The organism is Sphingomonas glacialis, from assembly GCF_014653575.1.
In the GTDB taxonomy this organism is placed as follows: domain Bacteria; phylum Pseudomonadota; class Alphaproteobacteria; order Sphingomonadales; family Sphingomonadaceae; genus Sphingomonas; species Sphingomonas glacialis.
The window spans coordinates 17,024-31,100 of the sequence record NZ_BNAQ01000013.1; the positions used below are offsets into that span (position 1 = coordinate 17,024).

The 14,077-nt window shown below is 62.9% G+C and carries 9 protein-coding genes and 3 pseudogenes; 8 read left to right on the forward strand and 4 right to left on the reverse strand.

Annotation, left to right across the window (positions count from 1 at the left end):
• Positions 1–1,967 (reverse strand): FecR domain-containing protein (locus tag IE187_RS20250; RefSeq protein WP_189677816.1); only part of this gene is annotated, 1,967 nt, incomplete at its 3' end.
• Between the two features lie 151 nt (positions 1,968–2,118).
• Here IE187_RS20250 and IE187_RS20255 point away from each other — a divergent pair.
• The 4 genes from IE187_RS20255 (at position 2,119) to istB (ending at position 8,536) form a co-directional block, all read left to right on the forward strand.
• Complete coding sequence (locus tag IE187_RS20255) at positions 2,119–3,774, forward strand: ShlB/FhaC/HecB family hemolysin secretion/activation protein (protein WP_229839604.1); 1,656 nt, start codon at positions 2,119–2,121, stop codon at positions 3,772–3,774.
• Positions 3,774–6,089: a putative bifunctional diguanylate cyclase/phosphodiesterase gene (locus IE187_RS20260; protein ID WP_189677817.1), complete on the forward strand. Its 2,316-nt coding sequence runs from the start codon at positions 3,774–3,776 to the stop codon at positions 6,087–6,089. Before IE187_RS20255 ends, IE187_RS20260 begins: the two co-directional genes overlap by 1 nt.
• A gap of 217 nt (positions 6,090–6,306) precedes the next feature.
• A complete protein-coding gene (istA, locus tag IE187_RS20265) occupies positions 6,307–7,821 on the forward strand; it encodes an IS21 family transposase (protein ID WP_189677818.1) in 1,515 nt (504 codons plus the stop codon).
• A complete protein-coding gene (gene istB, locus IE187_RS20270) occupies positions 7,808–8,536 on the forward strand; it encodes an IS21-like element helper ATPase IstB (protein ID WP_189677819.1) in 729 nt (242 codons plus the stop codon). The genes istA and istB overlap by 14 nt, the downstream gene beginning before the upstream one ends.
• A 292-nt stretch (positions 8,537–8,828) precedes the next feature.
• Here the strand turns inward: istB and IE187_RS21840 are convergent.
• Positions 8,829–9,538 (reverse strand): annotated as a pseudogene (locus tag IE187_RS21840) (IS6 family transposase).
• 383 nt (positions 9,539–9,921) lie between these two features.
• Between IE187_RS21840 and IE187_RS20280 the strand changes: the two are divergent.
• Entirely contained in the window at positions 9,922–10,287 is a 366-nt protein-coding gene (locus IE187_RS20280) for a DUF3489 domain-containing protein (protein WP_189677820.1), read from the forward strand.
• Between the two features lie 90 nt (positions 10,288–10,377).
• On the opposite strand, the pseudogene IE187_RS20285 reads toward IE187_RS20280, so the two are convergent.
• Positions 10,378–11,189, reverse strand: a pseudogene (locus IE187_RS20285) (IS5 family transposase).
• An 82-nt stretch (positions 11,190–11,271) separates the two neighbouring features.
• On the opposite strand from IE187_RS20285, the gene IE187_RS20290 reads away from it, so the two are divergent.
• From IE187_RS20290 to IE187_RS20300, 3 genes are all read left to right on the forward strand, one after another.
• Positions 11,272–11,541 carry a hypothetical protein gene (locus IE187_RS20290; protein ID WP_189677821.1) on the forward strand — a complete coding sequence of 90 codons (270 nt, stop codon included), beginning with the start codon at positions 11,272–11,274 and terminating at the stop codon, positions 11,539–11,541.
• Positions 11,542–11,710: 169 nt separating this feature from the next.
• On the forward strand, positions 11,711–12,409 hold the full coding sequence (locus IE187_RS20295; protein ID WP_189677822.1) for an RNA polymerase sigma factor: 699 nt from the start codon (positions 11,711–11,713) through the stop codon (positions 12,407–12,409).
• A gap of 119 nt (positions 12,410–12,528) precedes the next feature.
• Positions 12,529–13,296 carry an EAL domain-containing protein gene (locus IE187_RS20300; RefSeq protein WP_229839608.1) on the forward strand — a complete coding sequence of 256 codons (768 nt, stop codon included), beginning with the start codon at positions 12,529–12,531 and terminating at the stop codon, positions 13,294–13,296.
• Positions 13,297–13,478: 182 nt separating this feature from the next.
• Here the strand turns inward: IE187_RS20300 and IE187_RS20305 are convergent.
• Positions 13,479–13,775, reverse strand: a pseudogene (locus tag IE187_RS20305) (integrase core domain-containing protein); the annotation flags it as partial.
• Between the last annotated feature and the right edge of the window lie 302 nt (positions 13,776–14,077).

Here is a 14,077-nt window from a genome sequence, read left to right on the forward strand (position 1 = left end):
TCCGACGCGGCCTTGGCGGCGTCTTGCGCAGCCTTGTCCGCGGCATCCTTTGCAGCCTGGTCTGCAGCCTTTGCCGCGTCCTTAGCCGCCTTGTCCGACACGGCCTTGGCAGCGTCTTGTGCGGCCTTGTCCGCGGCATCCTTGGCGGCCTGGTCTGCAGCCTTTGCCGCATCCTTGGACGCCTGGTCCGACGCGGCCTTGGCGGCGTCTTGCGCTGCCTTGTCGGCGGCATCCTTGGCGGCCTGGTCCGCAGCCTTCGCCGCATCCTTGGACGCCTGGTCCGACGCGGCCTTGGCAGTGTCTTGCGCAGCCTTGTCCGCGGCATCCTTGGCGGCGTGGTCCGCAGCCTTTGCCGCATCCTTGGACGCCTGGTCCGACGCGGCCTTGGCGGCGTCTTGCGCTGCCTTGTCGGCGGCATCCTTTACAGCCTGGTCTGCAGCCTTTGCCGCATCCTTGGACGCCTCGTCCGACGCGGCCTTGGCGGCGTCTTGCGCTGCCTTGTCGGCGGCATCCTTTGCAGCCTGGTCTGCAGCCTTTGCCGCATCCTTGGACGCCTGGTTCGACGCGGCCTTGGCGGCGTCTTGCGCCGCCTTGTCGGCGGCATCCTTGGCAGCCTGGTCTGCAGCCTTTGCCGCATCCTTGGACGCCTGATCCGACGCGGCCTTGGCGGCGTCTTGCGCAGCCTTGTCGGCGGCATCCTTGGCGGCCTGGTCTGCAGCCTTTGCCGCATCCTTGGACGCCTGGTCCGACGCGGCCTTGGCGGCGTCTTGCGCTGCCTTGTCGGCGGCATCCTTTACAGCCTGGTCTGCAGCTTTTGCCGCATCCTTGGACGCCTTGTCCGACGCGGCCTTGGCGGCGTCTTGCGCCGCCTTGTCCGCGGCGTCCTTGGCCACCTGGTCCGCAGCCGCAGTAGCGGTAGCAACATCCGCTCCGCTCTTGCTCTTGTCGGTATCGGCTTTCGCCGCGGTCGCGGTAGCGCGTTCGACCACGGCCACCACCGACTGCGTCGTTTTGTCCTTCATTGCATCGCCCGCGGTCGAATTCGATGCGATCTCAACTGCCTTGACGACTGAATTCGAGGCCTCGGCTGCGACGCGCGTCGCGTTCGAAACGTCAGAAATATTGGCACCACTCATGCCGGTCACCAGCCCGCCAGTAACGGTGGCGAGCGAAACGGGCGCTTCGTACACAGCCGCGACGATCGCCACCTGCTTGGGCACCGTGGCTTCGGCACTCGGCGCGACGACGGCGGCACTCGGCGGGACTGGAGGCGCACTAGGAGCAGGCACGGTCGCATCGGGCGCAGAAGCGACTGCGGCCGGCGCAGCAGCGTCCGCTGCTGGCGTTTCTGCAGAAGCGGCCGGGGACGACATCACCGGGGCGGTCGGCGCCGCGGGCGACGCGATCACGCGGCGGACGCCATCGCTTTCCACCGCCAACCGATACAGATCGTTCGCAACGACCTGCGCGACCGCGCCTGGACGCAGCAGTTCATGCGCGCCATTATCGACCGTCGCGACGTCGACCGCACCCTCGAGTACCTGCACGGAAGCCCCCGCCGCGGTCACCCCGACGGAGAAGGTCGTGCCCTTGACGACGGCGGCGAGGTAAGGCGTCTTTACCTCGAAATGCGGCGTCATTTTCTTCTTGATCATGAAGACGACGTTGCCGAAATCTTCGAACATCTGCGTGAAGCCATTCGCCTGCTGCGCCTCGGAAAGGCGCAGCCGCGAGTTGGCGGCGACCATCAGATATTCGCTGCCACGAACCAGAACGGCACGTCCGCCAGGCCCTGTCGAAACGGTGTCACCAGCGGAGATGCCAATCCCGCGAGTCGCGACCTTGCTCGTCCCAGCGCGTGCAATTTGGACCGACCCACTGATTTCGCTGACGATCCAGCCCGGTTCGCCCGCAACTGCCGCTGAAGAGCAGCTCGCCGCCAGCATCGCGACAAACGCTTTTCGCATGCCCATCCCCTTTGATTTCATCACCCCTGATTAGCGGGGGCGCATGTGCGGGAGGTTCAACGATTTGGTAAAATTCATGTTAGTCAAACCCAGGCTAACCTTTTGCAAATGCTTGGCCGCTAACCTCACCACATTGGTTGGGGATTTATGGATGCGTGGTGTTAGAAGCGTGCTGGCAGGGGGTGCCGCTGCATTGAGTCCGTGGGGTGCTGCACAGGCGCAGACACAGTTGAACCGCGCCGACCCTTCGATCCTCGAGCGTGTCGTCCCGCAAGCCGTGGAGGCGCCGCCTACGGCTGATCCCGTGGTGTCGATTGCTCCGAAAGTCGCAAGGTCGGAGGCGCAGACTGAGACCCGTCTCGCCAACGCGATCATCGTCGAGGGCGGCGGCGAAATCGCCCGTAGCCGGTTCAGCGAGACGCTCGTCGGCTATATCGGCCGCGATCTTACAGGCGCCGATCTCAAGGCGCTGTCGCACGGAGTGGCCGATGTTGCGCGCCAGGCGGGCTACCCCTTCGCCAGCGCATGGATCGAACCGCAAACGCTGGAGAACGGTGTTTTGCGCGTGCGTCTCGACGCCGGTTCGCTGGCGGCGGTTCGCGTCATTGGCCATGCCAACGCGCGTGCCGACCACATCTTGACCACCGCACTGGTTACCGGGCGAGCCGTGCGTCGCGAGCAATTGGAACGAGCGATCCTGCTCGTCGGCGACATTCCCGGCGTCAGCGTCAAGGAGAGCAAATTCGTCCGGCAGGATGGCTTTGGCATCCTCTTGGTCACCATCGCCGAGGATCGGCTGAGCGCCTATGCGCAGATCGACAATCGCGGCAGCAACGAAGTCGGGCCACTGCGCTCGACGATCATCGCCAATGCGCGCGGCCTGTTCCGATCGGGGGACGAGGCGAGTTTTGTCGTTGCGCAGACCCCGATCAATCCGTCCGAATTTCTGTTCGTGCGTGGCCGCTATTCGGCACCAATCGATGCGAACGGCGCGATCCTGTCGGCATCGGCATCCTATGGGCGCGCCAAGCCCGGCGGATCGCTCACGCCGCTCGATGTGACCGGCGAAAGCTATGACGCCAGCGTCTTCTATTCCAAGCCGATCCTACGGACGCGGGCCAAAAGCCTGTGGGGAACGATCGAGGTGCGCGGCCTACGCAGCAATCAGAGCCTGCTCGGCTTCCCCTTGCGCAATGATCGTATCGCGACGTTGACCGGGTCGCTCAACGGGACGGCACGCGCCGGATCCGGCATCGTGCGCGGCGAGGTCCATCTCATCGACGGTCTGCCGCTGCCGGGCGTTACGCAGGAGGGAGCGCCCCGCAGTTCGCGCGGCGATGGCGATGCCCGCTTCGTGATCCTCGGCTATGCCGCCGAATGGACCGCACCGCTCACCGGGCGGGTCAGCGTGGCGCTCGCATCCGAAGGACAGGTCGCGTCGCGCCCGCTGCTGGCGACGATGGAAATCGGTGTCGGCGGCCCAATCTTCGGCCGTGGCTACGACTATGCCGAACGCACTGGCGACAACGGCATCCTCGGATCGGGCGAGATCCGCTTCGATCTCGGGCGGGCCGTGCCGCGGCTTATCGATCGATTGCAGCTCTATAGCTCGGTCGATGGCGGTTACGTCGCCAACCTGCGCGGCGGCGGCGGCGGTGGCGCACTGCTGTCGACCTCGGCAGGCGTACGGGCTGGCCGCGGCAAGCTGGGCGCGATGATCGAGGTTGCGCTGCCCCTCAACGCCGATCGTTTCGACACCGGCAAGCGCAATCCGCGCTTCTCCTTCCGCCTATCGCGGCTGATCTGATGCGACGCCTTATCGCCTTTGGCAAAGCCTTTGCCCGCCGCACCTCGAACTGGGCAATCCTCGGCGTCAGCGTACTGATTGGGACGTTGCTGGCGTTGCTACCGATCGGCGACGCGCTCGACCGCGCGATTTCGCCCGCCCGTTTCGCCGTCGTCCATCGTGCGGCCAGCGGCAAGCTGCTGGTCGTCGAGATGGATGCCAAGAGCGCGAAGGCGATCCAGCGCTGGCCTTGGTCTCGCGCGCATTACAGCGCGGTGGTCGATCATCTGCGCCACGCGGGCGCCACTTCGATCCTGTTCGACGTCGATTTCTCGTCGGCGTCGGATCCGGCAGGCGACGCCGCATTCGCGGCCGCGCTCGCGCGGGCCGACGGCATGGTGACCTTGCCGACCTTCGGCCAGAGCGCCGACCTGCTCGACCAGCGCACGATCGATGCGCTGCCGATCCCGCTGTTCCGGCCGAACGTCGCGCTCGCCTCGGTCAGCATCCGGCCCGATCGGGACGGGCAGGTCCGCTCGATGCCGTTCGGCACGATTACCGCAGGCACCCCGCGACCCTCGATCTCTGCCTATATTGCGCAGCGCTCGGGCACCGCCGATACCGGCTTCCCGATCGACATGTCGATCGACCCCGCGACGATCCCGCGTTTGAGCTTCATCGACGTGCGCAACGGCAAGTTCGATCCGGCACTGGTGCGCGGTCGCTCGATCCTGATCGGCGCGACCGCGATCGAAATGGGCGATCGCTACGGGACACCGTTATGGGGCGTCATCCCGGGAGTGTTCATCCAAGCGCTCGGTTCCGAGACCTTGCTCCGTGGCGTGCCCGTAGCGGGCGAGCCGGCCGTGCCCTTGGTGCTGGCGCTCGTCGCGATTCTGCTGATCGTGCGGACCAGAGGCATCGCTATTCTTCCTGCCATGCTGGGCGCTCACGTCGTCCTCGCCGGCCTGGTGCTGGTCGCGCAGCATGCGCTGCTGATCGTCTATCCGCTGGCGGCCGGGCTGGGCATGATCGCAGTCGCCGGGCTGGCGTGCGGGGTCCGCGATGTCGCCGGACGGTTCCGTCTGCAACGCACGATCGACGAGGCGACCGGTTTGCCCAACGGTCGATCCCTGGTGGCGGAGCGGCAGGGTGGCGCGACGTGCACGCTGGTGGTGACGCAATTCAATAATTACGAGAGCCTGCTCGCTGTGCTCGGTCCACGCAGCGGGGCGGATGTCGTGTTGCGCATCGCCGATCGGCTCGCGCTGGTCGCGCAGGATGGGCGGGTCTATCGCACCGCAGACCGGCACCTTGCGTTCGTGTTGCCGCAGGATCAAGCGATCGACGACACGCTCCACGGATTGCGCGCGATCATGCTGCAGCCGGTCGAGGTTGCCGGGCGGCGGGTCGACGTCGTGATTGCCCTCGGTCTCGCCAGCGGGACTGGCGACACGCTCGAACGTTTGCTCGTCGACGCTGCAATGGCGGCGGACGAAGCGCTTCAGGCGGGGAGTTTCTGGCAACGCAGCGTCGCCGATGATGGCAACCTCGAGCGCTCGATCTCGTTGATGGGCGAGCTTGATGCCGCGCTCGCCGCTGACCAGATCGATGTCTATTACCAACCGAAGTACGATCTGCGCAAACGACGGATCACCAGCACCGAAGCGCTGGTGCGCTGGCGACATCCCGAACGCGGGTTCGTCGGGCCCGACGTTTTCATCCCGCTGGCCGAAAAGACCAATCGCATTGCGCCGCTTACGCTGCATGTGCTGCAACGCGTCGTGCGCGATGTCGCCGACTGGCGCGTGCTCCACGGTTCGGTCACGGCTGCGGTCAATATTTCGGCGAACTTGCTGTCCGACACCGCGTTCAATGCGCAGGTCGAGGACATACTGCTTACCTCGGGCGTGCCGAGCACGGCCCTAGTGTTCGAAGTGACCGAATCCGCCGCGATGTCCGATCCGACGAGCGCGATTGCCGCGCTGAACCGCTATCGCGAAATCGGCGTGGCGGTTTCTATGGACGATTATGGGACCGGCCAGTCGACGCTCACCTATCTCAAGCAATTGCCGCTCAACGAACTCAAGATCGACCGCAGCTTTGTCCAGCACGCGCATGTCAATCGTGCCGACAGCGTGCTGGTGCGCTCGACGATTGAGTTGGCGCACGAACTCGGGCTCAAGGTCGTCGCCGAGGGTGTCGAGGACCGCGCCTGCCTAGACTTTCTCTCGGCGTGCGGGTGTGACCTCATCCAAGGCTATTTCATCAGTCGGCCGCTTCCGCTTGGCGAGTTCGTGACTTTGCTGGGCGAAGATTTCAAGGTCGCAGCTTAAGGGAGAAGTGCACTCCGTGGGCGTCTAAGCTAAATGCTCGCTCTAAAATATTTATGCTACTTTTTGCGGTTACTTGAAAAAGGATACGACTTATTTGGCAACCTGTGGATCGGGGTGCAAAAAGGACCCCCTTAGCGGGGTGATAGGCGTCCAAAAGGGACCCCTCATTTCGATGGTTTAGACAGCGGCCTGGGTATTCTCAGGCGGCGAGATCGGGATGTTGGTGGTGGAGACTGTGGTTCGGGTTCGGCGTGAGTACGCCGGCGGCAAGCCGATCAAGGCGATCGCGCGGGATCTTCGATTGTCGCGCAAGGTGGTGCGCAAGGCGATCCGGGCACCGGAAGGTTCGTTCGACTATCATCGTTCGGTGCAGCCGCTACCGCGGATCGGACCGTTCCAGGAGCGGCTCGATACACTGCTGGCAGAGAACGAGGCGCGCCCGCGTCGCGATCGGCTGCGGATGACGCGGATCCATGATCTGCTGCTGCGCGACGGCTTCGAGGGAGCGTACGATGCGGTCCGGCGCTACGCCACGCGCTGGGCCGAGGCGCGGCTCAAGGATCCCGGCGCGGGCGTGGCGGCGTTCATCCCGCTGCTGTTCAGGCAGGGCGAGGCGTACCAGTTCGACTGGAGCCATGAAGACGTGGAGATCGCGGGCAAGCCGATGCGCGTGAAGGTCCCCCATGGGCGGCTTTGCGCATCGCGGGCGGTCTATGTCCGGGCGTATCCGCGCGAGACGCAGGAGATGGTGTTCGACGCGCATGCGCGTGGCTTCGCCTTCTTCGGAGGGGTGCCGCTGCGCGGCATCTACGACAACATGAAGACCGCGGTGACCACCGTGTTCGTCGGCAAGGAACGCGTGTTCAACCGTCGCTTCCTGGTGATGGCGGATCATTACATGGTCGAGCCGACCGCCTGCTCGCCAGCGGCCGGCTGGGAGAAGGGCCAGGTCGAGCATCAGGTCCAGACGATCCGAGGCCGGCTCTTCAAGCCGCGGCCGCGGTTCGCCAGCCTGGAGGAGCTGAATGGCTGGCTGGAAGCCGAGTGCCGCCGCTGGGCGGAGATGCATGCGCATCCCGAGCATAAAGAGATGACGGTCGCGCAGGCACTGGAGTTGGAGCGGCCCGCGCTTCAGCCGATGCTCGCGGCGTTCGACGGCTTCCACGAGACGCAGCATGCGGTGACCGGGACCTGCCTGATCAGCTTCGATCGGAACCGCTACTCGGTTGCCGCCAAGGCGGTGCGTCGTGCGGTCCAGGTCCGGGCCTATGCCGACCGGATCGTCGTGCGGATGGGCGACGAAGTGATCGCCGATCATCCCCGGTTGTTCGGTCGCGACCGGACGATCTACGACCCCTGGCATTATCTGCCGGTGCTGGTGAACAAGCCCGGTGCGCTGCGCAACGGGGCGCCGTTCCAAGGCTGGGATCTACCGGCTGCGCTCGCTCGGCTGCGCCGCAAGCTTGGTAGCGACGACGATGCCGATCGGCGGTTCGTCCGCGTTCTTGCGGCCGTCCTCAGCGATGGCCTGGATGCCGTCGAGGGCGCCGTTCGCGAGGCGCTCGATGCCGGTGCTGTCAGCGACGAGGTGATCCTCAACATCCTGTCACGCCGGCGAGAGCCACCCCGGCCTTCATCCATCGTCACGTCTGAGGATCTAGCGCTGATGCACCCGCCGATCGCCAACTGCGCCCGCTACGACAGCCTGCGAGGCCTTCATGCAGCGGCATGAGATGATCGACGCGATGCGCGGGCTCGGGCTCAAGGGCATGGCGGGTGCGTTCGATGAAGCGGTCACCACCGGTGTTCAGCGCAAGCGCACCGCGATGGAGATCCTGAGCGATCTGCTGCGCGCCGAGGGCGCGCATCGCCACGCCGCCTCGATCCGCTACCGCATGACGGCTGCCAGGCTGCCGGTCGTGAAGGACCTCGACGCGTTCGTGTTCGAGAACACCCCGATCAACGAAGGGCTGGTGCGCTCGCTTCACGCAGGCTCGTTCCTGCCGGGCCGCCGCAACGTCGTGCTGGTCGGAGGCGCGGGCACGGGCAAGACTCACCTCGCCAGCGCGATCGCCGCCAGCGTCATCCGCGCCGGTGCCCGCGGTCGCTACTTCAACACCGTCGATCTGGTGACGCAGCTCGAGGAGGAGACGCGGATCGGCAAGGCTGGCGCGCTCGCGGCCCAGTTGCGTCGCCACGAGCTCGTGGTGCTCGACGAGCTTGGCTATTTGCCGTTCGCCCGGTCGGGCGGCCAGCTGCTGTTCCACCTTATCAGCAAGCTCTACGAGCAGACCTCGGTGGTCATCACCACCAACCTGACGTTCGGCGAGTGGCCCAGCGTGTTCGGCGATCCCAAGATGACGACCGCGCTGCTCGATCGCATCACCCACCACTGCGACATCGTCGAAACCGGCAACGACAGCTGGCGCTTCAAGAACCGCAGCTGATCCCGGCACGATAGGCAGAAAGAGCTATTCGCGGTGCTCGCGCCTCCGGTCGGGCTACGCCCGCCCTACGCCGCGAGCACCGCGAACGGGACTCCATCATCGACGTCAGCTCAATGCTGTTAGGGGGTCCCTCTTCGACGCCGATCGGGGGTCCCGGTTCAACGCCTATTTACAGGCCACCTTTTCTAAGTGGCCGACCGGTATACTACCGCGGGTGTTTTCAGTTCTACGCGAACAAGTCGCCTCGCGATGCAGCCCGTTCCTTGAAGTGACGAGCCTATCCCATGGCCGATTACCACTCAGCCAGGGCGGCTAAACGGCGTTTTTTGAAGGTCTGGCGGTCGTCGATGTGGCGTTCGAGATTGAAGTGCTTATTGACGCTAGAGCGGACCGAGGCGAACTTCTGTAGCGTCTTCATTCGCCTAAACCTGAGGATCGCTCGTTCGCGTAGTCGAAAGGGAAGGTGGCTGTTCTCGAGCGAGTTGTTCGTCCAGCGACCGACCTCCTGCTTATCCGCATTTCCGAGTTCGGTGATCGCCGCGCGGTAGGAGCGAAGTCCGTCGGTGACGATCGCCTCGGGCAATCCGTGACGCTTCAGCGCTTTCTTCATGAAGGCGAGTGCCGCGTCCTTATCGCGGGTTTTCGTGACGTAGCTCGAGAATCTCGCCCTCTTGATCGACGGCACGCCACAGGTAGACCATCTCGCCGTTGAGATTGACGTACAATATATCGTCGAGATGCCAACGGCCAGTGCCGGAAGCCCCGCGTCCAATTCACCCGCCTGCGTTGGATTTCCCCAGCGAACATCGGCCCAAAGCGGTTCCACCACAGCCGCACCGTTTCATGGCAAAGGTCGAAACCGAGCTCGAACAGCCGATCCGCGACATTCCGAAGGGAGAGCGGAAACCGCACGTATAACATCACTACCTCGCGGATCAGCTCTGGGCACGAGTGAAAGCGCCGGAACGGGAAAGATGGCTTGGGTCTCGATTTTCGGCTTATCGCCGATTGTATCACCGTCCAAGGCCCCGCTTACACGTTCGTCTGACAATGCCAGACCCGTAATTGCGGCTCGATACGAGCGCAGGCCGTCGCTGGTGATGGCCTCTGATCAACCGTGACGCTTCATCGTTCTCTTCACGAGCGTCAGCGATGCGCCATTGTCGCGCGTTTTTTGTCACGTAAGTTGAAAATTTTTTGCTCCCTTAGTAAGCACCAAATCAGCGGCTCCATATCGCCGACAGGCGTAGTGTCGTTACTCCCGACGTTAGCCCCGTCCCCCGGGTGCCTATCGTCGGGAGACCAGAAGCCCTGATTTCCGTTTTGCGCCGGCTGACTGTTCCGCGGACTCGCGGCCAAGATCGTGGCAGCATTATCCTGTCACAATGGAAGATCGCGAGACTGACGATGCGGTAAGTGTCGCTCGCGAGGAGAGTGATCTGCGCTACGGCGTTTTCAACACCCCGGCGGGGCTCGAGGCGATCGGTCTGGGGGAAGGGGAGGGGGCTGGTTCGGATGTCGAACAGCCCACGCCTGCTCAGCCAGCTTCCAAATGTCAGACCAAGAGTGCGATAGTCATTGCGCTGCTCCAACGTGAGGAGGGCGCAATGCTGGCGGAGCTGATCGCCGCGACGGGCCGGCTGCCGCACACAACGCGGGCTACCCTGACTGGCCTGCGCAAGAAAAGCCATGCGATCGAACCCAGCAGGCGCGACGACGCGACCTGCTACCGCATTGTGGTGGCGGGCTGATCATGGTGATGACCTTGGAAGACAGATTGACTGGCTGACGACGCTGTCGTCAGCCGACTGACCGGCCCACTGAGTGGTCCGTGTTGATTGTTAGGCGGCGTGGACAAATTTGAGCCAGTATCTGGCGGTGGCGAGATGGACCATTCCGAGGAAGCTGTTGGCCAATTGATCGTATCGGGTGGCGATAGCGCGGTTGATCTTGAGCTGTCCGAACATGCGCTCGATGCGATTGCGCTGCTTGTAGAGCGCCCGATTATGCTCGATTTGCACGCGACGGTTTGACCGGCCAGGAATGACAGCCTCGATATTCCGTTCGGCAAGGTCGGCACGGATTGCGTCGGCGTCGTAGCCCTTGTCGGCGAGCAAGGCGTCAGGTGCACGCTCGGGCAGGCAGATGAGGGCGTCATAGGCTTTGCAATCTGCCGCCTCGCCGACCGTCAGATGGAAGGCGAGCGGTCGTCCGAGGGCATCGGCCAGGCAGTGAAGCTTACTGGTGAACCCGCCCCGCGAGCGGCCAAGAGCGCGTCGATGAGCCCCCCTTTTCCGCCCGCTGCCGATACGTCGGCGCGAACGGTGGTGCTGTCGATGCTGTAATGGGCGCTGTCCGCCATGACCTCGGCCAGCGTCACGGCAACGGTCTCCCAGACCCCGGCTTCACTCCATCGCCGGAACCGGCGATAGATGGTGTTCCAGCTCCCGTATTTGGGCGGCACGTCGCGCCATGGAGCGCCGCAGCGGAGCCGCCACAGGATGCCGTTGATAATTAAGCGGTTCTGCTCGGGCGGTCTGCCTCGGCCACGGTTTTCAGCCTGAATGGGCAACAAACTCTTCAGAACGCGCCATTCTGCTTCGGTGAGATCGCCCCTGCTCAAGCCTGCCTCCAAAAAGCAGCCTTGAATCAATCCCCGGACGCCTCGTCAATCATTTCGGCTTCCCCGTGAGCCCTGTTTCCCGATAGGTTCGCAAAACCTGGAGCATCGACACATGTATCGCATCACTTTGGAATGTCACGATGTTCCCGCCGCAGCGGGAGACGAAGCGGCGCGCGACATCACCGAAGCGTTTCGGCTTCACTATCCGCACGAACACAACGTCAGTTGCACCTTTGTGGACGGCAAGCTGAGGCTGGTCGCCGAGAACGACTATGATCCCGAAGGGCTCAATTTGATGGACGAGTTCTCGGACAACATCTGCGCATACGTCGAGCCCTTCGATGGCGACCTCAAGCTGGTGAGCGTAGAAACGCTTCGCTGAATTTGTCCACGCCGCCTAGTGCATCGTAGCCTCCGTTGCCATTGCCGCCTGGAGGTGTAGCGAAGCGAAACCGGAAGGCGGCAATGGCGGCCGAGGCACGATCCTCGCAGTATTTTCACAATCTCCCTTGAGGTCGCAACTTAGCGAACTGGGCGACGTTGACGATTTCATGAAATCGATTTTCCATAGTTTCGACAGTAGACACGTGGGAAATTCCGGCACCGCGGCAAGTGAGATTCTCGATCGCGTCGTCGTGCTTGGCGAGGCCATCGGGTTTTCGGTGGCTGATGGCGTCCCACCGCTAAGCACCCAGCAGGTATTAACGCTGGCGCTTATCCGCACCGGTCAGGAAGATCGGGAGGCGTTTCGCGAACTGTACGGACTCACGCGTTCGAAGCTGTTCGGCATTTGCTTTCGCGTCTGCCGCAGTCAGGCCGCCGCTGAGGACATGCTCCATGACGTCTACTTGAAGATCTGGAATCGGGCCGGCGCTTTTGATCCTGGCCGTGGCAGTGCAATTGCGTGGCTGTCGACACTTGCGCGAAACCGCTGCATAGATTGGGTCCGTACCGAGTACGTCCGCCGATCGGTGCCCATCGAGGGCGCGTGGGAAATTGCAGATCCCATCCCGCTCATCAGTGAGACAATGCTAGAAGGTGAAGCCAATGCGGGACTGCTGGCGTGCCTTGAAACGCTTAAGATCTGCGAGCGCGATGCTATCTATGGCGCCTTTTTTGGCGGCCTGACGCACGCAGATATGGCTGCAATGCAAGGCGTGCCGGTTAGCACGGTGAAAAGCTGGGTTCGCCGGGGGCTCCAGAAACTTCGCCAGTCAATCGATGACGCGGGACTCGACTTACACCCGTAAAAATGACGGGTTGATTGCGAAACGTGCGCTAGCCTGCAACATCGGAAGGCCAATTGCGTTCTCCAAGATTTACCGGCTTTTAGTATTCATCAATTAGCCTCGGGCTTGGAGAAACGAGCATGCAGGGCGGATGCCAAGGCTGTAAATCAGATCGCGATCAATTCGACATTGCGATGGCGTTCCAGCCGATCGTCGATGTCGAAACAGGCCGCACCTTCGCATTCGAGGCGCTGGTGCGCGGCGGCAACGGGCAAAGTGCGGCCGAGGTACTTTCGGGCGTTTCGAGCGAAAACCGGTATGCGTTCGACCAGCGTTGCCGTGTGGCTGCGATAGAAGGCGCAGTCGCTGCGGGCAGCCTCGATACCGGTGCCAAGCTCTCCATTAACTTCTTGCCAAACGCCGTGTACTCGCCAGCAGCTTGCATCCAGTTAACCCTAAAGACAGCGCGCGCGACAGGTTTGCCGATCGATCGATTGATTTTCGAGTTTACTGAGAATGAAGAAATGATCGACACCGACCACGTGAAAAACATCGTGGAGACCTACCGAAAGATGGGGTTCGGCACTGCGATCGACGACTTCGGCGCGGGACACGCCGGGCTCGGGCTTCTCGCAAAATTTCAGACCGACTATATCAAGCTTGACATGGAGCTCGTGCGAGGGATTGAAGCGAGCCTTCCACGCAGGATGATTGTCGAGGGTGTAATCCGCATAGCTCACTCGCTGGGTATCGTGATTATTGCCGAGGGCATCGAAACAATAGCGGAATACGACGTCCTCCGTGTGATGGGGGTCCACTATATCCAAGGTTATCTTCTCGCCCGCCCCGGCTTCAAGTGCCTCCCTGTGATTGATCTGCCAAGTCGGAACTTCGCTGCGGTCGCATGATGGGAGCCATCGGCGATTAGCCATACCCATGGCTTTGCATGCGGTCTAATGCGAACCGGTCTCCACACGATGTAGTCCGCACTTTTATGCGAAAGCCTTACCCCATTACGAACCGCCACTCAGCCTAGGCGGCTGAGCGGCGTTGAACCGCGCCGGGTCTGCCGGAGGCGTTGGGTTGTGAGTCACGCGGCCATTTCGATGGTGTTTGCGGCAGCATAATATTGATCTTCGGCCTCGGCAGGCGGGATGTTGCCGATGGGCTCCAGCAGCCGGCAATGATTGAACCAGTCGACCCACTTAAGCGTGGCGACGGCTTCGAAGCTGCCCCATGGCCCACGGCGATGGATGACCTCAGCCTTGTAGAGGCCGTTGATCGTCTCGGCTAAAGCGTTGTCATAGCTGTCGCCGACGCTGCCGACCGACAGCTCGATCCCAGCTTCGGCTAGGCGCTCGGTGTACTTGATGGACACGTATTGGGCGGATTCAACCGGTCGTTGCAACGCTTCGAAAATGGAGGCGAGCGATGGGTATCAAAAAGCGACGATCGAACCGGTGCACGCGATCACAACTGCGGTCGTCAGGGAGGCCCCCGGTCGCCAATCGGCATGAGCGTGCAATGTTCTGGGAGTATGTTGCTGCCGGGATGAGCAGCGAGGCAGCAGCAGTGAAGGCTGGAGCGTCACAACCGGTTGGGGCCCGTTGGTAGAGGTGGCTCGGCAAATCTGGACAGGCTTCTAAGTGGAGTTTCTGCCTGAAGGCGGCCAGCATGGCTGCCGAACAG